Raw genomic sequence first — 21,857 nt, 5'->3', positions numbered from 1 at the left:
GCGATCAGCCGTGCGCGGCGTTGAAGGCCGGAGCCGCCTGGTCGCGCAGCGCCTGCACGGCCTTGGCCGGGTCCTCGGCGTTGTAGACGGCCGAGCCGGCCACGAAGCAGTCCACGCCGGACTCGGCGGCCTGCTCGATGGTGTCGGCGTTGATGCCGCCGTCGATCTCGACCAGGAGCTTGAGGTGCCCGGTGTCGACGAGCTCGCGGGCCTTGCGGGCCTTGGGCAGCACCTCGGACATGAACTTCTGGCCGCCGAAGCCGGGCTCGACCGACATGACCAGCAGGGTGTCGTAGTGCTTGAGCACCTCGAGGTAGTCGTCGAGGTCGGTGCCCGGCTTGATCGACAGGCCGGCCTTGGCCCCGGCGGCGCGCAGGTCCTTGGCGATGGCGATCGGATCGGCGGCGGCCTCGGCGTGCACCGTGACGTTGTGCGCGCCGGCCTCGGCGTAGCCGATGGCCCAGCGGTCCGGGTTCTCGATCATCAGGTGGCAGTCGATCGGGATCTCGGTGGTCTTGAGGATCGACTCCACGACGGGCAGGCCGAGGGTCAGGTTCGGCACGAAGTGCGCGTCCATCACGTCGACGTGCAACCAGTCGGCCCGCTTGCCGGGCTCACCGCCGACGGCGTTGATCTCGTCGGCGAGCCGGGCGAAGTCGGCGGACAGGATGGAGGGCGCGATCATCGGCTGGTTCGACACATGCGGGAGTCTAAATCCCGCGGGCGCGCGTCGACGCCCCAGGCCTCCTCGTCAAGCCCCCACCGGCGTGAGACGCCCGCGGCGACCCGTTCGCGCAGGGCACGCCCACTCCCGCCCCACTTGCTCGGTCAAGCGCGAGCCACCCGCCCGCCCCGCCCCGGCTCCGCCGCCGCGGGGCCTCACGCGCGCTTGCGGCGGTGGATGGCGAAGTAGGCCCCGCAGAGGATCAGCAGGAACGGCACGCCCGCCTTCCAGGCGGTGTTGAACTGCTCGGTGAACGGCGTGGTGAGCAGCACCGCGGCGATGAACAGCAGGGCGAGCACCGTGGTCACCGGGGCGCCGGGCAGCCGCACCGGCGAGGGCGGCAGGCCCTCGGCCGCGCGGCGGCGGCGGAAGGCGATCTGCGCCGCGAAGATCAGCATCCACACGACCAGCGCGCCGAACAGGGCCAGCCCGATGAGGATCGGGAACGCCGTCTCCTCGGCGAAGTAGGCGATCGCGGCGGCCAGCGCCAGCCCCACCGCCGACAGGCCCAGCGCGCGGCGCGGCACGCCGTTGGCGCTGAGCCCGGCGAAGAACCTCGGCGCCAGCCCGTCGACGGCCAGCGAGTGGGTCATCCGAGCGGTCAGGTACAGGTTCGTGTTCATCGCCGACAGCGCCGCGGTGAGCACCACGAAGTTCATGATCCCGGCCGCGGCGGGGATGCCGACCAGGCTGAACAGCCGCACGAACGGGCTCGCGGTGACCGCCTCGGAGCCGGAGACCTGGTTCCACGGCAGGATCGAGACGATCACCAGCATGCCCAGCACGTAGAACAGCGCCAGCCGCAGCACGGTGTTGCGCGCGGCGCGCGGCACGTCGCGGCCCGGGTTCTTCGACTCGGCCGCGGTCAGCGAGACCGCCTCGGTGCCCAGGTAGGAGAAGGTGACCACGGTCAGCGCCAGCCACACCGCGCCGAGGCCGTTGGGCAGGAAGCCGCCGTGCTCGGTCAGCGCGCCGACGCCGGCCGGGTCACGCCCGGGCAGGCCGAAGATCATGTAGACCACGCCCAGGCCGATGAACACCACGATGGTGACGACCTTGATCATGGCGAACCAGTACTCGAACTCGCCGAAGAAGCGCACCGCGGCGAGGTTGACCGCCAGCATCACCACCGAGAAGCCCAGCACGGGCGCCCACAGCGGGACTTGCGGGTACCAGAACTGCAGGTAGAGCCCGGCTGCGATGACCTCGCTGCCGATGTTGACCACCTGCGCGGCCCAGTAGATCCAGCGGGAGACGAAGCCGGGCAGCCCGCCGAGGTACTCGCGGATCACCGCGCCGAAGCCACCGGCCTCGGGGTGCACCACCATCATCTCGGCCAGGGCGAACGCCAGGGCCAGCGCGGCGAGCGCGGCCACCGCGTAGGCGATGATCACCGCGGGCCCGGCGATCGAGATCGCCAGTCCGGAACCGAGGAACAGCCCGGTCCCGATCGCACCGCCGATGGCGATCATGCCGACCTGACGTCCGGACAGCGCACGCCGCAACCCGGACTCCACCGGCGCGAGCTCCTCCTGCACCACTGGGGTCTCCTCCCGCTAGCACTCGACCCGGAACCCGAGCACCCTACGACGGCGGAAGTCCTCCTCGGGAGCCGGTTCGCAGTTCGGCCGGAAAGCGCTTGTCCCGAGGGGTGCGCGGCTCCCGGCCGAGCCGCGAGGTGCTCACCGGGGCAGCGTGAGCTCGATCGGCGTGGACTCCTCCACGGAGCGGGAGACGGTGCAGTACTTGGCGATGGCGCGCTCGACGGCGTCGACGAGCTTGTCGCGATCGTCCTCGGGGACGGCCGAGAGGTCGACGTCGAACGCCGCCTGGATCGCCGCGAACTTGTGCTTGTCCTCCGGGGTCTTCGTCCGGTCGGCCCGCACGGTCAGCGGGGCGTCCTCGCCGAGCCGCCGGATCAGCAGGTTCTCGCTGGTCACCGCGGAGCACCCGGCAACCGCGGCCAGCAGCAGCTCACCCGGGGTGAACGCGCCCTCGGCACCGTCGCGGCCGATCTCCACCGAAGCCCCGCGCTCGTTGGTCGCCACGAACCGGTGCTCGCCGGACCGCGTCACCTCAACCGGAGTACCCGACATCACAACCACCCAACATCAACGATGTAGAACGTCCCACTTCACCCAACCATCCGAGGCGCCCCGAGTGGAGACGCACCCTGGGATCCTTCCTTCATCAGAAGTCCACGGGCCCACCCGAGCCTCTCGATGAAAAAGGGGAACCCGTCCGCGAGCTCAGACCCGCAGCAGGGCGCAGTACATGGCGTCGGTGCCGTGGCGGTGCGGCCAGAGCTGGACGCCCGGCCCGTCGCCCAGGTCCGGGACGTCCGGGAAGTGCTCGCGCGCGTCGAGCTGGGTGACGCCGGTGCGCCGGACGACGTCGGCGACCACGCCCTCGGTCTCCGGCAGGTGCGGCGAGCACACCACGTAGGCGACCACGCCGCCGGGACGGGTCAGCCCGATCGCCGAGGTCAGCAGCTCGCGCTGCAGCCGGGTCAGGTCGCCGACGTCCTCCGGGCCGCGCCGCCAGCGGGCCTCGGGCCTGCGCCGCAGCGCGCCGAGACCGGTGCACGGCGCGTCGACCAGCACCCGGTCGAAACCGGGCTCCAGGCCGGGCTCGCGCCCGTCTCCGACGTGCACCTCGACCGACAGCCCTTCGGTGGCCTTGCGGACGAGCTCGGCGCGGTGCTTGGCCTGCTCGACCGCGTCGAGCGTCCCGCCGTCGAGGGTCACCAGCGAACCCAGCAGGGCGGCCTTGCCGCCCGGGCCGGCGCACAGGTCCAGCCAGCGCAGGTCGGAGCCCTCCACCGCCGGACGGGTCAGCGCGAGGCTGACCAGCTGGCTGCCCTCGTCCTGCACCGAGGCGAAGCCCTCCTGCACCGGCTCCAGGTCCCCGGGGTCGCCCGCACCGGCCTCCAGGCGCACGCCGTAGGGCGAGTACGGCGCCGGGTCTCCCCCGGTGATCGCCGCGAGCTCGTCGGAGCTGATCTCCCCCGGGCGCGCGGTGAGGTGCACCGCGGGCCGCGCGTCGTCGGCGGCCAGGGCGTCCTCCAGCTCGTCGAGCCCGAGCGCGTCGGCGAAGGCCTGCGCGATCCAGCGCGGGTGCGCGTGCTTCATCGCCAGGTAGCCGACGGGGTCCTTCGAGCGGTCCGGAGCGACCTTGTCGACCCACTCGGCCTCGTCCAGCTCGGCCACCCGCCGCATCACGGCGTTGGCGAAACCGGACACCTTGGAACCGTTCTCGAAGCGGACGATGTCCACAGTCGACGTCACCGCGGCGTGCGCGGGGATGCGGGTGCGCAGCAGCTGATAGGCCCCGACGCGCAGCGCGTCGAGCAGCTTCGGGTCCAGTTCGGACAGCGGCCGGTTGCTGCACTCGTCGATCACCGCGTCCAGCAGCCCCCGCGCGCGGCAGGCGCCGTAGGTCAGCTCGGTGGCCAGACCGGCGTCGCGACCGCTGATCCGGCGCTGCTTGAGCAGCGGCGGCAGGGCGAGGTTGGCGTAGGCGTCGCGCTCGCGAACGGCGCGCAGCGTTTCCACCGCGACCAGCCGCACCGGGTCGACGTCGACCGGGCGCGGGGTGGACTTGCGTTGCGGCGGACGGGCCTTCGGCGGGCGGTTCGGCCGCCGGCGGCGATCGTTCACTTGAGTGCTTCTCCTCGCTCGATGTGGGTGCCGCGAGCCCAGTCGGTGGCGCGCATGCGCTTCTTGCCCGCCGCCTGCACCTCGCCCAGCGCGACGGCGGTGGTGCCGGTGCCGACCAGCACGCGCTTCTTCTGGACCTCGATCTCGCCGGCCGGCAGCTGCTCGTCGGTGATGCTCACCGGGCCGAGCTTGAACCGCTCCTCCCCCAGGAGCGCCCAAGCGCCCGGGTCCGGGCTGACCGAGCGGATCAGCCGGTCCACGCCCACCGCGGGCGCGGTGAAGTCGACCTTGGCGTCCTCGACGGTGACCTTCGGCGCGTAGCTGACGCCCTCGGCGGGCTGCTCCTGGGCGACCACCGCGCCGTCCTCGATGCCGTCGAGGGTGGCCACCATCAGCTGCGCCCCGGACGCCGAGAGCCGGTCGAGCAGCTCGCCGGCGGTGTCGGTGCCCCGGATCTCCTCGGTGACCACGCCGAAGACCGGCCCGGCGTCGAGCTCGGGAACGATGCGGAAGGTGGAGGCGCCGGTGATCTCGTCGCCGTGCCGGATCGCGGACTGCACCGGGGCGGCCCCGCGCCAGGCGGGCAGCAGCGAGAAGTGCAGGTTGATCCAGCCGTGCTCGGGGATGGCCAGCGCCTGCTCGCGGAGCAGCGCGCCGTAGGCCACCACCGGGCAGCAGTCGGGCCCGATCTCGGCCAGCCGCGCCAGGAACTCCGGGTCGGAGGCCTTGGCCGGGGTGAGCACCTCGATGCCGTGCTCGTCGGCGAGCGCACCGACGGGAGAGCGCACCAGCTTGCGCCCGCGTCCGGCCGGTGCGTCCGGCCGGGTGACCACGGCCGCGACCTCGTGCCGCTCGGAGTCGATCAGCGCCTGCAGCGCGGGCACCGCGGGGGCGGGCGTGCCTGCGAAGACCACGCGCATCAGCGGCCCCCGAACAGCGGGTGCGGGTTCTGCTTGATCACCGGGGCCGCTCCGTCGAACCACTCGGCGGCGCGGATCTCGCGCATCGCGGCCTTGCGCGTCTCCTCGTCGAGGCGGTCGACGAACAGCACGCCGTCGAGGTGGTCGGTCTCGTGCTGGATGCAGCGGGCCAGCAGATCGGTGCCCTCGACCTCGATGGGCTCGCCGTGCACGTTCCAGCCCGTGGCCACCACGTGCTGCGAGCGCAAGCAGTCCCAGGACAGCCCAGGGATGGACAGGCAGCCCTCGGGCCCGAGCTGGTCCTCGCCGCCGACCCGGGTCCAGGTCGGGTTGACGATGTGCCCGGCGAAGCCGTCGCAGTGGTAGGTGAACACCCGCAGGCCCACGCCCAGCTGCGGCGCGGCCAGACCGGCGCCGCCCTGGTCCTCCATGGTGTCCCAGAGGTCCTGGACGAGGGTGCGCAGCTCCTTGTCGAAGTCGACCACCTCGTCGGCCTTGGTGCGCAGTACTGGGTCGCCGAAGAGTCTGATCGGCTGGACGGTCACGTGTGCTCCCTGGGATGTCGACTGCTGCGGGGCGACCCGACGAGTCTAGAGGTCAGCCCGGCCAGGTCGCCGCACCGGCGGTCAGGGGCACCGGCGGTCAGGGGGTGGGCACCACCACCCCAGCCGATCCGCCGCCGCGCCGCTCCGGCTCGGCGGCGGCCACCCAGCGCCCGTCAGGCAGCAGTTCGACACCGGTGGCCGCGCCGATCTCGGACGCGGTGCCGAACCGGTGGCCCAGCCGCTTCAGCTCGTCGGCCTCCGGCTGGGCGAGGAACCCCGGTTCGGCGTCGGTCTCCTCGCCGTTGCGCTGCGAGGCGCGCGGTTCGGCGATGGCTTGCGCCAGGGTCATGCCGCGGTCGACGCGTCCCGTGAGCACCTGCAGCGCGGTGGTGATGATCGTGGAACCACCGGGGCTGCCCACGGCCACGAAGGGCTTGCCGTCGCGCAGCACGATGGTGGGGCTCATCGAGGAGCGCGGGCGCTTGCCCGGCCCGGGCAGGTTCGGGTCCGGCTCGCCGGGCGTGTTCGGGGTGAACGAGAAGTCGGTGAGCTCGTTGTTGAGCAGGAAGCCCCGACCGGGCACCACCATCCCGCTGCCGCCGGTCTGCTCGATGGTCAGCGTGTAGGACACCACGTTCCCGTAGGCGTCGGCGGTGGTCAGGTGCGTGGTGTTCGGGCCCTCGTAGGGCTCGCGGGCACCGCTGGTGCGCGGGGTGCAGTCCTGCGGGGCGTGCGGATCGCCTGCTGCGACCGGGGTGGGCAGCACGGCGTCGTCGCGGATGAGGCACTCGCGGGAGGCGGCGAACTCGTCGCCGGTGAGCTCCGCGGTGGGCACCTCGGAGAAGGCGGGGTCGCCGACCCAGCGGTTGCGGTCGGCGAAGGCGATCTTCGAGGACTCCAGGTAGCGGTGCAGGTAGGCGGCTTCATCCGCGGCGGCGAGGTCGGTGCGTTCGAGGATGTTGAGCGCCTCGCCGACGGTGGTGCCGCCGGAGGACGCCGGCGCCTGGCCGTAGACGTCGTAGCCGCGGTAGCCGACGTGGGTGGGTTCGAGGTCCAGCGCGCGGTAGTCGGCGAGGTCCCCGGTGGTCATCTCACCGGGGCGGACGTCGCGCTCGGCGGCCGGGTCGACCGGCGGGTCGGTGACGGTGCGCGCGATGTCCCCGGCGGTGGCACCGCGGTAGATCTCGTCGGTTCCCCGGCGCGCCATCGCGCGGTAGGTGTCGGCGAGATCGGGGTTGCGCAGCACGCTGCCGACCTCGGGTGGCTTGCCGCCCGGCAGGAACAGCTCGCGGGTGGCCGGGAAGTCGGCGAAGCGCTCCGCGTTGTCGGCGGTCTGGTCGTGGAAGGTCTGGTCGACCACGAAGCCCTCGCGGGCGAGCTCCTCGGCGGGTTCGAGCACGTCGGCGAGGGACTTGTGGCCCCAGCGGTCCAGGGCCCGCTGCCAGGTGGCCGGCGTCCCGGGGACCCCGACACCGAGCCCGCTGGTGACCGCCTCGTCGAAGGGCAGCGGATCGCCGTTCTCGTCCAGGAGGAGATCCTCGCCGGCGGCCTTCGGCGCGGTCTCGCGGCCGTCGATGGTCTCGACCTCCCCGCTCGCGGCGTCGTAGTGCACGAAGAAGCCACCGCCGCCGATCCCCGCGGAGTACGGCTCGGTCACCCCGAGCGCGGCCGCGGTCGCCACGGCCGCGTCGGTCGCGGTGCCGCCGCGCCGGAGCACGTCGAGCCCGATCCGGGTGGCGTCCGGATCAACGCTGGAAACCGCCCCGCCGTACCCCACGGCCACGGGCTCCTTCGCGGGTGGCTCCGCACCGGACGCGGCGGGCGCCAGCGGGCCCAGCAGCCCCAGCGCGGCGAGAAGCCCCACACCGACCCGAAACCTGCGCGCCACTGCCGCTCACCTCCGGAAGATCACCGATGCGCTTCACTCTGCCCACCCGCGCACCTGGCCGCAATTGGCCATCCGGCCATTCTTCGGCCCGGACCCCGCTTCCCCGGCTCTTCGCGGTGGGTTCGCCGGGCGGGGCCGTCGGAGGGCGGGGCCGGGTGGTTCGTCTCCCCCGACGAGACGAACCTCCCGGCCCCACCGGGCCCGCGGGTACCGCAGAAGACCCGCGGGAGCTTCGGATCAGCCGGCGCCGGGAACCAGCGCGGCCTCGTGGTAGCGGCAGTTGGGCGCCCAGAGCAGGAACGAGTTCATGCCGTTGCTGGCCGCCGCGTCGATCTGCGCCCGGACCTCGGCAGCACCGTATCCCACGCCGAGGCTGAAGTCCTGCAGCCACGGGATGATCTGCACGTCGGTGCCCTCGACCTGCTGGCCGAACGCCGCCAGCGAGCGCTGCACGATGTCGAAGGGCTGCGAGTTCGGGTCCGGCACGCCGAACTCGCCCTGCGCCCAGTGCGAGGGGTAGACCATCGGCGCGATGTAGTCGACGTACTTGGCCATCTGCGGGATGTCCTGGGCGATCTCGGTCGGCCGGTCCACGGCGATGCCGAACACCGACGCGCCCAGCAGCGCTCCGCTGGAGCGCACCGCCGCCTGGGTCTCCTTGAGGAACCCGGCGATCCCCTGCTCCGGGGTGCCCCGAAGGTTCGGGATGCGCATCTGCTCGATGTGCCCGTCCGGACGGCGCACGTAGTCGTAGAGGATGTCGTCGAAGCCCAGGCGCGCGGCCTCGGTGGCGATGTCGACGTTGTACTGGCGCACCACCGGGTCGGCGAAGTTGGTGAACGCGTACGAGCCGTAACCGCCCTGCCAGGGCTGGCCGCTCGCGTCCTGGATGACGCGCTCGGGGTGCCCGCTCTCCCAGGACGCCTTGCCCAGGATCGGGTCCTTGAACGCCACCAGCCTGCCGACCACCCGCACGCCCATGGAGTGCAGCTGGTCGAGGGCCTCGCGGGCGTCGTAGTAGTTCTTCACCGCGCCGATCCGGTTGGCCATCGGCACCTGGGAGTCGTAGACGACCTCGCCGCTCTCGTCCTTGAGGTCGAGCTCGACCGTGTCGATCTTGCCCTGCCGGGCCATCTCCAGCACCGGTTCGCGCAGCGCGTCGCTGGTCCAGGCCAGCCCGGTCATGTGCACCGCGCGCATCCCCGGGTGCTTGGTGTGCACGGTCATGACCTTCTCGGCGCGGTTGCCCGCCGCGTCGGTGGCCACCACGCGCACCTCGCGCTCGGGCCGGTCGACGCGAACCCGGAACGCCCCGTCGCGCCCGGTTTCGACCTCCTCGCCCGCGACCCGCACCGACTCGGCGCCCTCGGCGGAACCGCTCACGTCGACCGGCTGGTTCGGCGACTCCGGGCGGAGCGAGTCCGCGACCTGCAGTCGCGGCGGCGTGGAGTCCACTGTGAACTTCCGGGTGGTGGAGTCTGAACCGAGCCAGGACGGGGTGCGCGGCGTCTCGACGGTCAGCTCGTGCTGGCCTTCGCCGAGCCCGATCGCGGTGATGCGCAGGCCGCCCGGCGCCTTGCGCGGTTCGACCTCCTTGCCGTCCAGGGTGATCGTCGCGTCGCTCACCCCCCGCACACCGATCTCGGCATTCGGGGTGACCGGTTGCGCCACCCCGGTGACATGAACGTCCTCTGTGGACATGAATCGTAACGCTAGGAAACCGAGGACCAGGACCAGAGCAGTACCCGCTCCGATCGCGACGGATTTGGCCGTGATGCGAGAGCGCGCTGCTGCGGCATCCGACATCGCTTTCGCCTCCCCGACTTAAGGCGAACCCGCGCGGTGCACGAATTTCGTTGCTGGACAAGTGCATCCGGAGCGCTCAGCACGTCCGGAACACCACCTTCGCAGCCGGTTCGGGCTAGATCAATTGGCCAGTTGGAGTATCCCGTCGCCGTGGCTGGATCTATACCGTTGGTTCCGATGCTGCTTTCCAGAGCCGTGATTCGCGCCGCAGCCCTCGCCGGACTGCTGGCCGCCGCCGCGTGCAGCGCACCGGCCACCCCCGGCGAGCCGCCCGGCCCGCCGCCACCGCCGAAGCCCGCTCCACCGCCCCCGCCACCGGATCCGGCCGAGGTCGGCGCCAACGAGCTCGGGGACGTCCCGGTTCTGATGTACCACCGGATCACACCCGCTCCGACCAGCGTTTACGACCGCACGCCCGAGGAGTTCCGCGCCGAGCTGGAGCGGCTCGCCGACGAGGGCTACGTGCCGGTGACCGCCACCGAGTACGCCACCGGGAAGATCGACATCCCGGCCGGCAAGCACCCCGTGGTGCTCACCTTCGACGACGGTTCCGCGTCTCAGTTCACTTTGGACCCAGCGGGCGAACCGGCCCCGAACACCGCGATCGGGATCCTGCTCTCCGTCGCCCGGAAGCACCCGGATTTCCGGCCCACCGCAACGCTCTACGTGTTCGACCCGCCCTTCGAGGAGCCGGGCGGGCGTCACACCCTCACCTGGTTGCACGAACGCGGATTCGAGATCGGTAACCACACGGTCGACCACCCGAACCTGGGCGGCGAGTCGGCCACCGAGGTCCAGCGCGAGATCGCGGGCATGCAGCGGATCATCAACGAGGCGCTGCCGGGCGTGCCGGTCGACTCGCTCGCGCTGCCGCTGGGCGCGCACCCCGACGACGAGGCGCTCGCCGCCGACGGCTCGGCCGACGGGACCACCTACCACCACTCCAGCGTGATGCTGGTGGGCTCCAACCCGGCGCCGTCGCCGTTCACCGCGGACTTCGACCCGACGGCGGTCCCGCGCATCCGCTCCCAAGGCCCCACCGGCGAAGGCGCCGACTACGGCTCGACGAAGTGGCTGGACGAGCTCGCGGCCAACCCGGGGACCCGCTACACCTCCGACGGGGACCCGGCCAAGATCTCGGCCCCGCGCTCGGCGACCGCCGAACCGGCCCCCGACCTGCCCGACCTCGTCCGCTACTGAGCCGGGCGGGCGCCTACAGCATCTCCAACGGGTCCAGGCGGACCTGGAGCTCGGTGGCCTTGCGGGCGGCGCGGACGGCTTGAGCGGCGTGCAGCGAATCCGCCAGCGCACGCCCCTCCGAGCGGTCCACCCGAACGATCAACCGCTCCCGCTCGGAGTTGCCGTCCTCGTCGACCTCCCCGAGCGGCACCGGCCCCAGCACCTCCGCGGTCGAGGGCAGGTCGGCCGAATCCAACAACGCCTCGATCGCCTCCGGCGTGCCGTCCACGGCCGCGACCCGCCGGGCGGGCGGAAAACCGAGCTCGGCCCGCTCGGCCAGCTCCATCGAGGCGAACCAGGCCGGATCCCACCGCACCAGCGCCTGCACCGGCTGCAGCGAGGACTCGGCCATCACGACCACGCGCCCGCCCTCGCGCGCCGGCCGCACCAGCGCCGCCGCGTGGAACCACTTGCGCAGCGCCTGCTCGGCGGCGCGCAGCTCGGGCCGTCCGAGCAGGGTGCGCCCGTCGAGCAGCAGCGCCGCCCCGTAACCGCCTTCGGCCACCGGCTCGGCGCCGGGCGTGCACACCACCAGCGAGGGCGTCCCCGGAACGCTGGCCAGCACTTCGCCCGCCCCCGAGGTGCGCACCGGAACGCCGCTGAAGGCCCGCCCCATCTCCTCGGCGGTGCGCCCGGCGCCGACGCTGATGGCGCGCAGCCGCCGCGAGCCGCACTCCGGGCACTTGAACGCGGCCTCGGTGGCCCCGCACCACTTGCACGCGGCGGGTTTCGGCGCGCCCGCCTCGGTACCGCCGGGCAGCGACAGCGGTCCGGCGCAGCGCCGGCACCGCGCCCGCTCGCGGCAGTCCCCGCAGGCCAGCGCGGGCACGTAGCCGCGGCGCGGGACCTGCACGAGAACCGGCGCGCCCGCCTTCAGCGCCGCGCGCGCGGCCTCGAAGCCCACCGAGGGCAGCCGCGCGGCGCGCGCGGCCGGATCGCGGGCGATCTGGGTGTCGTCCTCGCCGATCGCGGTCACCCGGGGCGCGGCCTCGCGGACCTGGGTGCGATGCGCGACGAGCTCGTGCGCCCAACCCGATTCGACCAGCAGCGCGGCTTCGGCCGTGCGCGCGAACCCGCCGACGACCAGCGCCGCACCGGTGGTGTGCGCGCGCTGGGTGAGCACGTCGCGGGTGTGCGGGTAGGGCGTGTTCGGATAGCTGTGCAGGTCGTCGCCGTCGTCCCAGACCACCGCCAGCCCCAGGTCGCGCACCGGCGCGAACATCGCCGCCCGGGTCCCGATGACCACCCGCGCGGCCCCGCGCAGCGCGGCGAGCCAGCGCTTGTAGCGCTTCTCCGGAGCGGTGTCGGCGGCCAGCGCGACCACGGAATCGCCCACCAGCAACCGGCAGGCGTCCTCCAACCGCTGCAGGTCGCGGTGGTCGGGCACCACGAGGAGCGCTCCGCGCCCGGCAGCCGCGGTGGTGGCCGCGGCCTCGGCCAGCCGCATCGGCCAGTCCTCGCCTGGCAGCGCCTGCCACACCGCCCGCGCGGACCGCCCCGCGTGCACGGCGTCGAGGAAGGACCGCGCGTGCTGGTATCGCTGCCACCCCTCGGCGTCGGGCCGCTGCGGGGGCGGCCCCGGCTCGGTCGGCGCCGACTTCTCCGCGCGCGCGTGCCGGGGAGGGATGGCCAGCCGAACCACGTCGGCGAGCATCCCGCCGTAGCGCGCGGCCACCGCGCGGGCTTGCGTCAGCAGCTCCGGCGTGAGCACCGGCTCGGGCGAGGGCACGCGCTCCACCCAGGCGAGATTGCCCTGGTAGTCGGTGGTCTCGCGCCGCTCCAGCAGATACCCGTCGACGAGCTTGCCGCGGAAGCGCACCCGCACCCGGCAACCGGGCACCGCATCGGCGTCGAGGCGTTCGGGGATCTTGTAGTCGAAGGGCCGGTCCAGGTGCACCGGCAGCGCCACGTCCACGAGCACCCGCGCGATCGGCAGATTCGCCGCGGCGGCCGTGTCGCTCTGCTCACCCTTCTTCTTCCGGGGCTGTGCACCTGCCATGCCCCTTCTCTACCACGCCTCGCGCGGTCCGCCGGCGCCCAGCCAACGCGGACCGGCGCGTCGGCCGATCCGGCCCCGGATCTCGACGCACCGGCGGTGTGAAAAAATTTTCCGGTGTTCCACGTCGTCTTCTTCCGACCAGAGATCCCGGGGAACGCGGGCAACGCGATCCGGATGGCGGCGGGGTCGGGTGCCGCGCTGCACCTGATCGAGCCGCTGGGGTTCTCGGTGGAGGATTCGAAGCTGCGGCGCGCCGGGCTGGACTACCACGACCGCGCTGCCCTGCACGTCCACCCGGACCTGCCCTCGGCGTGGGAGGCGATCGGGCCGGAGCGGATCATCGCGTTCACCGCGAACACCGAGCGCTCGTTCGCCGACGTGGAATACCGGCCGGGTGACGTGCTGCTGTTCGGCCCGGAGTCGGTCGGGCTGCCCGAGGACGTGCTCGCCGAGGCGCAGCTGCACGTGCGGATCCCGATGCTGCCGGGCATCCGCTCGATGAACCTGGCCAACTCGGCCGCGGTCGCGGTCTACGAGGCCTGGCGCCAGCAGGGCTACGCGCTGCCCTGACGGCGGGTCCACGGCCAGGTCAGCAGCGCCCAGGCGGACATGCCCACCACCAGCTCGACGGCCAGGTACCAGGGCCAGCCGCCCATCAGGTCCAGCAGCGAGGGGTTGTCCGGCTTGCTGCTCACGAACCCGTAGTTGGTGCCGAAGCGCGCGTTGAACGCCAGCATCGCCAGGCCCCACAGCACGGTCACCGCGACCGCCAGCCGGTAGCCGCGCCAGTCCGGCCGCAGGCCGACTCCCCAGGTCAGGAAGGCGGCGCTCCAGATCACCAGCAGGTGCTGCCCCCAGAACTCGACGAAGTCCAGGTGCGGGAAGTCCGGCGAGTCCAGCGCGGGGGTGATCATCGCCTGCGGGGTCAGCGTCAGGCCCCAGAAGTACAGCAGGGCGTGCGGCGAGCGGCCGCGCGTCCACAGCGCCCAGGCAGCGACCGCCCAGGCCAGGTCGCACAGGTGCAGCGGCAGGGAGTGGGTGATCTCCCACTGCCCGGGGGTGAGCCGGTAGGCGAGCAGCGGCAGGTTGAACCCGAGCACGACCAGCGCGAACGCCCGGCACCACCGGTCGGTGCTCGCCGCGCCCAGGCGGCGGCCGAGCACGGCCAGCACCACCGAGCCGCCCACGATCAGCGCCATCAGCGCCCAGTGCGACGGCCCGTAGGGCACGAACCGGTCAACCGGCTCCATCGCCCCAGGGTAAGCGGCATCCGCGCGAAGAGGGGCACCCCGACCACCGGCCGGGGCACCCCTGAAGTCGCGGGCTCAGGCGCCTGCGGCCGCCTTGAGGGCCTCCGCGCGGTCGGTGCTCTCCCACGGCAGGTCCAGGTCCGGACGGCCGAAGTGGCCGTAGGCCGCGGTTCCGGCGTAGATCGGACGCAGCAGGTCCAGGTCGCGGATGATCGCCGCGGGGCGCAGGTCGAAGACCTCGTTGATCGCGGCCTGGATGCGCTCCGGGTCGGCGGTCTCGGTGCCGAAGGTCTCCACGAACAGGCCGACCGGGGCGGCCTTGCCGATCGCGTAGGCGACCTGCACCTCGACCCTCTTGGCCAGGCCCGCGGCCACCACGTTCTTGGCCACCCAGCGAGTCGCGTAGGCCGCCGAGCGGTCCACCTTCGACGGGTCCTTGCCCGAGAAGGCGCCACCGCCGTGGCGGGCCATGCCGCCGTAGGTGTCGACGATGATCTTGCGTCCGGTCAGACCGGCGTCGCCCATCGGGCCACCCACGACGAAGCGGCCGGTCGGGTTGATCAGCAGCCGCGTCGCGGAGGTGTCCAGGTCGAGCGCGGAGACCTCGGGGTCGACGATCTTGTCCTGGACGTCGACCGACAGCATCGCGTCGAGGTCGATGTCGGCGGCGTGCTGGGTGGACAGCACCACGGTGTCCAGCCGCACCGGCTTGTCGCCGTCGTACTCGATGGTGACCTGCGTCTTGCCGTCGGGCCGCAGGTAGGGCAGCACGCCGTCGTTGCGGACCTTGGTCAGCCTGCGGGACAGGCGGTGGGCCAGCGCGATCGGCAGCGGCATCAGCTCGGGCGTGTCGTCGCAGGCGTAGCCGAACATCAGGCCCTGGTCACCGGCGCCCTGCTTGGCGATCTCGTCGATGACGCCCTCGACCCGCGACTCGTGGGCGGTGTCCACGCCCTGGGCGATGTCGGGCGACTGGGAGCCGATCGACACGCTCACCCCGCAGGAGTTGCCGTCGAAGCCCTTCGCCGAGGAGTCGTAGCCGATCTCGAGGATCTTGTCCCGCACGATGGTGGGGATGTCGGCGTAGGCCTCGGTGGTGACCTCACCGGCGACGTGCACCTGGCCGGTGGTCACCAGGGTCTCGACGGCGACGCGCGAGCGGGGGTCCTGCTCGAGCAACGAGTCCAGGATCGAATCACTGATCGCGTCACAGATCTTGTCGGGGTGGCCCTCGGTCACCGACTCACTGGTGAACAACCGCTGCTGGCTCACGACACTCCTCGAACATAAGGCGGCTTTCCGCTGGCCAACCCTACTGTCAGCCCAGCCGCCGCTTCACAGCATCCCACAGAGTGGACGCCAGCAGGGACTTGGAGCCGTGCGGGATGGTGGCCTCGGTCCCGTCGTCGCCGAGCAGCCAGCCCGCGTTGTCCTCGACCTCGAACGCGCGACCGTCGCCCACCGCGTTGACCACCAGCAGCTCGCAGCCCTTGCGGGCGAGCTTGGCCCGGCCGTACTCCAGCGGCGAGGACGACGGGTCACCGGTCTCGGCCGCGAACCCGGCGATCAGCGAGGCGGAGAGCTCCCCGGCGGCGCGCGACTCGACCAGCTCGGCGAGGATGTCCGGGTTCTTGGCCAGCCGGACCGGGTCGGGCTCGGCGTCCGATTTCTTGATCTTGTGACCGGCCTGCTCGGCGACCTTGAAGTCGGCCACGGCCGCGGCCATCACCACCGCATCGGCGCCGTCGGCCTCGGCCAGCATGACCGAGCGCATCTCCTCGGCGGTGCCGGTGCGGATCAACCGGACCCCGGCGGGCGTGACCAGCTCCGCGGTGTGCCCGGCGACCAAGGTGACCTCGGCACCCCGGTGCGCGGCCACCCGCGCGAGCGCGTAGCCCTGCCTGCCGGACGACCGGTTGCCCAGGTAGCGCACCGGGTCCAGCGGCTCGCGAGTGCCACCCGCGGAGATCACCACGCGGCGGCCGTCCAAGTCGCGCGGCAGGGCGTCGCGGGAGGTCAGCAGCAGGCGCGCCAGGTCGACGATCTCAGCGGGGTCGGGCAGCCGCCCCTTGCCGGTGTCGGCGCCGGTCAGCCGCCCGCTGTCGGGCTCGGCGACCACGACGCCGTCGGAGCGCAGCGCGGCCACGTTGCGCTGGGTCGCCGGGTGCTCCCACATCTCGGTGTGCATCGCCGGGACCATCAGGACCGGGCACCGCGCGGTCAGCAGCGTGGAGGTGAGCAGGTCGTCGGCCTGCCCGTTGGCCGCGCGGGCCACGAGGTCAGCGGTGGCGGGCGCGACGAGCACCAGGTCGGCCTCCTGGCCGAGCCGCACGTGCGGCACCTCGTGCACGTCGGAGAACACGCCGGTCTCGACCGGCTGGCCGGACAGCGCCTCGAAGGTCGCCGCCCCGACGAACCGCAGCGCGGCCTCGGTGGGCACCACCCGGACGCGGTGGCCGGTCTCGGTCAGCCGGCGCAGCACCTCGCACGCCTTGTAGGCGGCGACGCCACCGCTGACGCCGAGGACCACCCGCGGGCGGTCCTCGGTCGAACCCTGCGTCACTCGCCTTCGGTGTGCTCGAGCACGCCGGCGTGGATCTCGCGCAGCGCGATCGACAGCGGCTTCTCCCGCGGACCCGGCTCGACCAGCGGGCCGACGTACTCGAGCAGGCCCTCGCCGAGCTGCGCGTAGTAGTCGTTGATCTGGCGGGCGCGCTTGGCCGAGTAGACCACCAGGGCGTACTTCGAGCTGACCTGCTCGAGCAGGTCGTCGATCGGCGGGTGGGTGATGCCCTCGACGGTGTCGGTCGACGGGCTGCTGTTGAGCGCAGCCAGAGCGCTGGGGGTGCTCACAGTTGTGGCTCCTGAGTCTCGTGGATGTCCTGGGGGCGCGGTTAGGGCACGGGGACGGACCCCGGGCGCATCACTGCTCGCGGCCGAGAATCAATTCTAGCAATTCGCTGGTCGCGGACTGCAGGTCGGCGTTGACGACCGTCGCGTCGAACTCGGGTTCGGCGGCGAGCTCCTCGCGCGCGGCGGTCAACCGCTTCTCCACGACGTCGGCGGGCTCGGTGCCGCGGCCGGTGAGCCGGTCGACCAGCTCCTCCCAGGACGGCGGCAGCAGCATCACCAGCTGCGCGTCCGGCCAGGCCCGGCGCACCTGGCGCGCGCCCTGCAGTTCGATCTCCAGCACGGCCGGCCGACCCTCTTCGATCGCCTTCTCCACCGGCCTGCGCGGCGTGCCGTAGAAGTTGCCCGCGTACTGGGCGTACTCGAGCATCTCGCCGTCGGCGATCATGCGCTCGAACTCCGGGACGGACACGAAGTGGTACTGCACCCCGTCGATCTCACCGGGCCGAGCCGCGCGAGTGGTCGCCGAGACGCTGAAGTAGACCTCCGAGGCGGGCTCCTGCGCGCGCAGCGCGTCGAGGACGCTGGACTTGCCAACGCCGGAGGGGCCGGAAACGACGGTGAGCCGAGGCTCGCCCGTGCGGGCGGTCCTCGGCTCAGCGCCGGACTTCGCGTCGATCACTCGCCGCTGAACTCGGTGAGCAGCGCCTTGCGCTGCCGCTCGCCCAGCCCGCGCAGACGACGGCTGTTGGCGATCTCCAGCCGCTCCATGATCTGCTGCGCACGGACCTTGCCGACACCGGGCAGGGCCTCCAGCAGGGCCGAGACCTTCATCTTGCCCAGGGTCTCGTCGTTGTCGGCGGTGTCCAGGACCTCCGCCAGCGTGGTTCCGCCTCGCTTGAGGCGCTCCTTGAGCTCAGCTCGGGCGCGACGGGCGGCAGCCGCCTTTTCCAGAGCTGCTGCCCGCTGCTCCTCAGTCAGCTGGGGAAGGGCCACCATGTCCTCCGTGATGTGGGGTTTCTCTTGATCGGTGCGGGCGACGGTACCGAGTCCTCGTGGACGGCCGTCCACGGGGGTCCCGATTTGCGAGGCGGTTTCACCCCGGCCCCGGCACCCTGGCCCTGATTTCTACCCGCACGAGGGGTGTACGAGCACCGGGCCTGCAGCAAGTCCTATCAACAAAGCCGCTGAAGTGCACTAATCTCGGCAAAAAACTTCAAAAGTGTCCGATTTCCGCACGGTTGAGCGCCACCGGGTCCGTCCGCGCAGGTCACGACGACGTGAAAAAGGTCCCACCGTCACCGCTTGCGGGAGCACCAGTTAAGATGATCATGGTCTCGCACAACTTCCGCGATGCGGAACTCGGAGGGGTGGAAGATCACGGAAAAGCATGCTGACCTGCGCATGAGCAACGGGGCCGCCGGAACCGGCGACCCCGTCACGTGACGTTTCTTCAGAAGGCCTTCAGCAGGTCCTGCACCCGCGCGCTCATCCGCGGCTTGTCGATCGGCGCGATGGTCGTCCACGCCTCGGCGCTGCGCTGGCTGTTCTCGATGAAGTACCAGCCGCGCGCGTTGGCGAAGAAGTTGGTGACCAGCGGCGCCCGGTGCCGCTTGCCCGCTCCGTCGATCACGGCCGCGCCGACCTGCGCGTACGCGGTGCGCGCTCCCCCGGCCATGTCGACCAGCGCCTTCGCGTCGTCGCGCCGGATCCCCTGCCGCACAAGGTTTTCCGCCATCGCCCGGTCGTCGCTGCCGGCGGCCTTGGCGGCGGCTTCCATCGCCGCGCTGCGCAGCGAAACGCCCTTGCCCGGGCCGGCCTTGACGTCGTCGGGCAGCACGCTGAGCGCCGCGCGGGCCATCGAGTCCGCGGTGAGCGCCTGCAGCCGCACGGTGTCGCCCTCCAGCACGGCCAGCGTGCCGCGGTCGCGGATGCAGGCCGCCAGCGCGGCCACGACGCGCTGCCCCTCGGGGGTGCGCTGCCGGAAGTTGACGTCGAAGGCCCGGTCGTAGCGCGCCAGCGGCAGGAAGAGGGCCTCGATGTCCTCCTGCCGCATGTCGTTGTCGAACCCGAGCGCGGAGAGCTCGTCGCGAGCCCGCGCCTGCACCTGGCGGCGCTCGGGCTCCAGGACCCCGTCGGGCAGCACGTTGAGCACCAGCGGCTTCGTGCCGAGGTTGAAGTGCTCCCACGCCTCGTGGAACGCCTGCGCCGACAACTCGATCTTCACTGCTCGCCCCCAGCCATCAAGCGTGGGCGGCGCCGAACCGGCGCCGCCCACGAGGTGATCCGAACCGTTCACGCGTCGCTTACTCGCCGAACACGGGCGGAGCCACCCTCGGCAGGTCCTCGTCGAAGACCCCCTGGTCACCGACCAGGTAGTCGGGGGTCTCGTGCTCCGCGTCGTCCTCGCCCTCCTGGCCACGCCCGCGCGCACCGGCACCGGCCATCCCGGCACCACGCCCACCGGCACCACCAGCGGCAGCACCGGACGCGGTCGCCCCGGAAGCCCCGCCGAGACCACCGAGGCCCGCACGACCACCAGCGCCCATCCCGGGCCCACCGGCACGGCCGGCACCACCAGCACCGCCCGCACCGAGCCCGCGGCCAGCACCAGCGCCAGCACCGCGACCGGCACCACCGGAACCGCCCCGAGCACCACCGGAGCCGGCCCCGGGCCGCCCCGCACCCGGCACACCGGCACCGCCACCGGGATGCCCCGGCGTGCCCGGCCGACCGCCGGTCCCGGAGCTGCTCCCAGCACCACCGCTACCGCCACCGGAACCGGGCACGTTCGCCCAAGCGGACCCGGACCCGGCGGGCGATCCGCCACCGGAACCAGCCCCGCCGTAGCCGGCACCACCGGAGCCACCGACGGCGCCAGCCCCGGCCCCGGCACCACCGGCCCAAGCGCTGGACGTCGAGGACGGAGACGACGACGGCGACTGCACCCCACCAACGGTCGGGTGCGCCGAGCCGGACGCGTCCGGGTTGTGCACGGCGATCTCCGGCGGCTTCTCGAAGGTCGGCGCGCTTTCGACGTTGGACTGGGTCGTCTCCTGGTAGGTGTTGAACGCCTGGACAGCTTCCTGACGCAGCTTCTCGTTGTGCGCCTTGGCGTCCTCGGCGTCCGTCGAGCCGGTCCAGAAGCTGTCCCAGCCCTCCTCGAACCAGCTGTCGTCCGGAACGGCCTGCTCCTCGCCCTTGCCCGGGATCGAGTCCTGGACCTTCTTGAACGCCTCCCCCTGCGCGGTCATCTGCTGGGACTGAAGTTTGGCCTGGTCCGCCGTCACCTCGGTCCACAGCACGACCGGCAGAGCTTGGTTCTGCATGGCTTCACCGGACTTCGACTGCATCACGGCTCCGGCCTGTTTGAGCTTGTCTTCGAGCTCGCCCTTCAGCTTGCGAAGAAGCTCGTCCTCGGCGTCCCACAAGGAGGCGGCGTCGTACCGAACTTCAGAACCGCCACCGTTCTGCACCCACTGGCGCATCTGCGCCAGCTGAGCACCTTCGAAGCTGGCAGGTGGGAGGTGTCGTTCAGTCATCTCCTCTTACCCCCTCAAGCGTTCGGGAGATTCTGAATGGCGGCCTTGGCGAAGTCCTGCCCCTTCTGACAGAGGTCCACACCGGGGTCGTCCGGGCTCGTCTGGAGGATGTTGACGAGCAGGTAGCCCTGGTCAGCAACGTCCGAGTAGATGATGCAACCGGACGACTCCTTGAAGATCGCCGTCGGGTAACCGTCGATGTCAGCGGTTGCCGTGGGTTCCTCGTTCATGGCGAGCTGATCGCTGTACGTACCGTCGTCGGCGGCGGCGACGAACACGCCCCAACCGGTCGTGCCGGCCTCGCTCGCCTGGTACTGACAACCCGGGTTGCCGTTCGACACCCGTTCGCGCGGCGGCAGAACCGCCCCCAGCTGGCGCCACTGCTGCTCCGAGACGATCGAGCACTTGTCGGCGACGTCGATCGACTTGGCGGGAGCGCTGCGCGCCGAGGAGGGCTCCCCGGCAGATGTCTCGGCTCCGCCCTGGGGCGGTGGAGCTGGAGACTCCTCCGGGGTGCCACCGCAAGCCGCAGCGACGGAACCGAGCACGGCCACACCGGCCACAAGAGCCTTACGCTTCACGCTTTCCCTCCACCGAAGCTGTCGGCGCTGTCCTGATCGTTCGTGCGCCACTGCCGGGTGTTGCCTTCCAGCGCAGCAGCCGCATCCTCCAACACCTTCGCGAGCTTGAGGTAGTTCTCCACGTACCCGTTGCCATCGCCAGAGCCGACCGTCCCGAACACCTTGGTGCTGCCCAGGCTGACCGGATCCTTACCAGGCGTTTTCACGTTGGCCAGCTCCTGAACGTCCATCGAGCGGTCGAACAGCATCTTCGACTTCTCGCGGAAGAACGCGGCGATCTCGTCGACCTTGTCGGGATCAACGGTCATCGAACCGACGTCGTTCTGCGCGCTCGCGAGCGCGGCCTTGTCCAAGACGCGGTCGATCGTCTCGTAAAGATTGCCGAAGAAGCTGGTCACGCCGCGACCCCCTCGTTGCTCACGCTGAACTCCCCACGTCCACGCGCCGTCGCAGCGAGGGCGACGGACATCCACTTGCCAGCGGGGCAAACGTTAGCGCAACGGGCCGACGCATAGGGCGACCTTGGACAAAACCGACTAGGCCGTGCGAGTGAAATGGATCTCAGAACCGGGCCGCGCGGTGGCCACTAGTTGATCTTTCGCTCAAAATGCCCCCTCCGGAGATCTGCGCCGAAGGCGGACCAGGCCAGCGAGCTGTTCCGGCCGCGGAGAACTCGGCGAGCGCCCGGCACGCCGCTTCCGCGCCGGCCCGGGCCCAACACCCGGCGCCTACCGCCGCACCTCCCAGCAGCCCTGAGCGGCGGAGACGAGCGCGACGGAAGGAGTTCCAGAACCCGCCGGCTAACCGCGACCCGGCCGACGCGTGCTGGTGAGGTCGCAGCACCGCATGCCGCG

21 protein-coding genes are annotated in these 21,857 nt (G+C 71.9%); 2 read left to right on the top strand and 19 right to left on the bottom strand.

From position 1 onward, the window contains the following. Nucleotides 1-4: 4 nt before the first annotated feature. The 8 genes from rpe to ACFQRI_RS20460 form a co-directional block, all read right to left on the bottom strand. The gene (gene rpe / locus ACFQRI_RS20495) at nt 5-685 is read right to left on the bottom strand and encodes a ribulose-phosphate 3-epimerase (RefSeq protein WP_380671106.1); all 681 of its coding nucleotides are present in this window, start codon (nt 683-685) and stop codon (nt 5-7) included. Nucleotides 686-879: 194 nt separating this feature from the next. Beyond that, on the bottom strand, nt 880-2,265 hold the full coding sequence (locus tag ACFQRI_RS20490; protein WP_380671033.1) for an amino acid permease: 1,386 nt from the start codon (nt 2,263-2,265) through the stop codon (nt 880-882). 141 nt (nt 2,266-2,406) lie between these two features. Beyond that, a complete protein-coding gene (locus ACFQRI_RS20485) occupies nt 2,407-2,799 on the bottom strand; it encodes an OsmC family protein (protein ID WP_380671031.1) in 393 nt (130 codons plus the stop codon). Between the two features lie 174 nt (nt 2,800-2,973). Continuing rightward, nucleotides 2,974-4,383 carry an RsmB/NOP family class I SAM-dependent RNA methyltransferase gene (locus ACFQRI_RS20480; protein ID WP_380671029.1) on the bottom strand — a complete coding sequence of 470 codons (1,410 nt, stop codon included), beginning with the start codon at nt 4,381-4,383 and terminating at the stop codon, nt 2,974-2,976. Further along, nucleotides 4,380-5,303 (bottom strand): methionyl-tRNA formyltransferase, encoded by a 924-nt coding sequence (fmt, locus tag ACFQRI_RS20475; RefSeq protein ID WP_380671027.1) that lies wholly within the window; start codon nt 5,301-5,303, stop codon nt 4,380-4,382. The genes ACFQRI_RS20480 and fmt overlap by 4 nt, the downstream gene beginning before the upstream one ends. Then, the gene (def, locus tag ACFQRI_RS20470; RefSeq protein ID WP_380671025.1) at nt 5,303-5,848 is read right to left on the bottom strand and encodes a peptide deformylase; all 546 of its coding nucleotides are present in this window, start codon (nt 5,846-5,848) and stop codon (nt 5,303-5,305) included. Before def ends, fmt begins: the two co-directional genes overlap by 1 nt. A 97-nt stretch (nt 5,849-5,945) precedes the next feature. Then, entirely contained in the window at nt 5,946-7,736 is a 1,791-nt protein-coding gene (gene ggt / locus ACFQRI_RS20465; protein WP_380671023.1) for a gamma-glutamyltransferase, read from the bottom strand. A gap of 237 nt (nt 7,737-7,973) precedes the next feature. Further along, nucleotides 7,974-9,437: a putative glycoside hydrolase gene (locus ACFQRI_RS20460; protein WP_380671021.1), complete on the bottom strand. Its 1,464-nt coding sequence runs from the start codon at nt 9,435-9,437 to the stop codon at nt 7,974-7,976. 282 nt (nt 9,438-9,719) lie between these two features. Between ACFQRI_RS20460 and ACFQRI_RS20455 the strand changes: the two genes are divergently transcribed. After that, complete coding sequence (locus tag ACFQRI_RS20455; RefSeq protein ID WP_380671019.1) at nt 9,720-10,742, top strand: polysaccharide deacetylase family protein; 1,023 nt, start codon at nt 9,720-9,722, stop codon at nt 10,740-10,742. A gap of 13 nt (nt 10,743-10,755) precedes the next feature. Here ACFQRI_RS20455 and ACFQRI_RS20450 read toward each other — a convergent pair whose 3' ends face one another. Then, complete coding sequence (locus ACFQRI_RS20450) at nt 10,756-12,780, bottom strand: primosomal protein N' (RefSeq protein ID WP_380671017.1); 2,025 nt, start codon at nt 12,778-12,780, stop codon at nt 10,756-10,758. 114 nt (nt 12,781-12,894) lie between these two features. Between ACFQRI_RS20450 and ACFQRI_RS20445 the strand changes: the two genes are divergently transcribed. Then, the gene (locus tag ACFQRI_RS20445; RefSeq protein ID WP_380671015.1) at nt 12,895-13,350 is read left to right on the top strand and encodes a tRNA (cytidine(34)-2'-O)-methyltransferase; all 456 of its coding nucleotides are present in this window, start codon (nt 12,895-12,897) and stop codon (nt 13,348-13,350) included. On the opposite strand, the gene ACFQRI_RS20440 is transcribed toward ACFQRI_RS20445, so the two are convergent. From ACFQRI_RS20440 to ACFQRI_RS20395, 10 genes are all read right to left on the bottom strand, one after another. Then, nucleotides 13,335-14,030 carry a YwaF family protein gene (locus tag ACFQRI_RS20440; protein ID WP_380671013.1) on the bottom strand — a complete coding sequence of 232 codons (696 nt, stop codon included), beginning with the start codon at nt 14,028-14,030 and terminating at the stop codon, nt 13,335-13,337. The two genes, ACFQRI_RS20445 and ACFQRI_RS20440, sit on opposite strands and share 16 nt — an antisense overlap. Before the next feature lie 75 nt (nt 14,031-14,105). Next, nucleotides 14,106-15,302, bottom strand: a complete 1,197-nt coding sequence (gene metK, locus ACFQRI_RS20435) for a methionine adenosyltransferase (RefSeq protein ID WP_380671011.1) — start codon at nt 15,300-15,302, stop codon at nt 14,106-14,108. A gap of 46 nt (nt 15,303-15,348) precedes the next feature. After that, a complete protein-coding gene (coaBC, locus tag ACFQRI_RS20430; RefSeq protein ID WP_380671009.1) occupies nt 15,349-16,593 on the bottom strand; it encodes a bifunctional phosphopantothenoylcysteine decarboxylase/phosphopantothenate--cysteine ligase CoaBC in 1,245 nt (414 codons plus the stop codon). Further along, nucleotides 16,590-16,883, bottom strand: coding sequence for a DNA-directed RNA polymerase subunit omega (rpoZ, locus tag ACFQRI_RS20425; protein ID WP_380671006.1), 294 nt, complete (start codon nt 16,881-16,883; stop codon nt 16,590-16,592). Before rpoZ ends, coaBC begins: the two co-directional genes overlap by 4 nt. A 70-nt stretch (nt 16,884-16,953) precedes the next feature. Next, a complete protein-coding gene (gene gmk / locus ACFQRI_RS20420) occupies nt 16,954-17,562 on the bottom strand; it encodes a guanylate kinase (RefSeq protein WP_380671004.1) in 609 nt (202 codons plus the stop codon). Beyond that, the gene (mihF, locus tag ACFQRI_RS20415) at nt 17,559-17,876 is read right to left on the bottom strand and encodes an integration host factor, actinobacterial type (RefSeq protein ID WP_344129846.1); all 318 of its coding nucleotides are present in this window, start codon (nt 17,874-17,876) and stop codon (nt 17,559-17,561) included. The genes gmk and mihF overlap by 4 nt, the downstream gene beginning before the upstream one ends. 457 nt (nt 17,877-18,333) lie before the next feature. Next, nucleotides 18,334-19,107: an ESX secretion-associated protein EspG gene (locus tag ACFQRI_RS20410; protein ID WP_380671002.1), complete on the bottom strand. Its 774-nt coding sequence runs from the start codon at nt 19,105-19,107 to the stop codon at nt 18,334-18,336. A 79-nt stretch (nt 19,108-19,186) separates the two neighbouring features. Beyond that, nucleotides 19,187-20,422, bottom strand: a complete 1,236-nt coding sequence (locus ACFQRI_RS20405; RefSeq protein WP_380671001.1) for a PPE domain-containing protein — start codon at nt 20,420-20,422, stop codon at nt 19,187-19,189. Between the two features lie 14 nt (nt 20,423-20,436). Continuing rightward, nucleotides 20,437-21,003, bottom strand: a complete 567-nt coding sequence (locus ACFQRI_RS20400) for a DUF3558 domain-containing protein (RefSeq protein WP_380670999.1) — start codon at nt 21,001-21,003, stop codon at nt 20,437-20,439. Then, nucleotides 21,000-21,401, bottom strand: a complete 402-nt coding sequence (locus ACFQRI_RS20395; protein WP_380670997.1) for a hypothetical protein — start codon at nt 21,399-21,401, stop codon at nt 21,000-21,002. The genes ACFQRI_RS20400 and ACFQRI_RS20395 overlap by 4 nt, the downstream gene beginning before the upstream one ends. Nucleotides 21,402-21,857: the final 456 nt, after the last annotated feature.

The sequence above is a fragment of the Saccharopolyspora griseoalba genome (assembly GCF_042665275.1).
Lineage (GTDB): Bacteria > Actinomycetota > Actinomycetes > Mycobacteriales > Pseudonocardiaceae > Saccharopolyspora > Saccharopolyspora griseoalba.
This window is presented reverse-complemented; position numbering and strand designations above follow the sequence as displayed.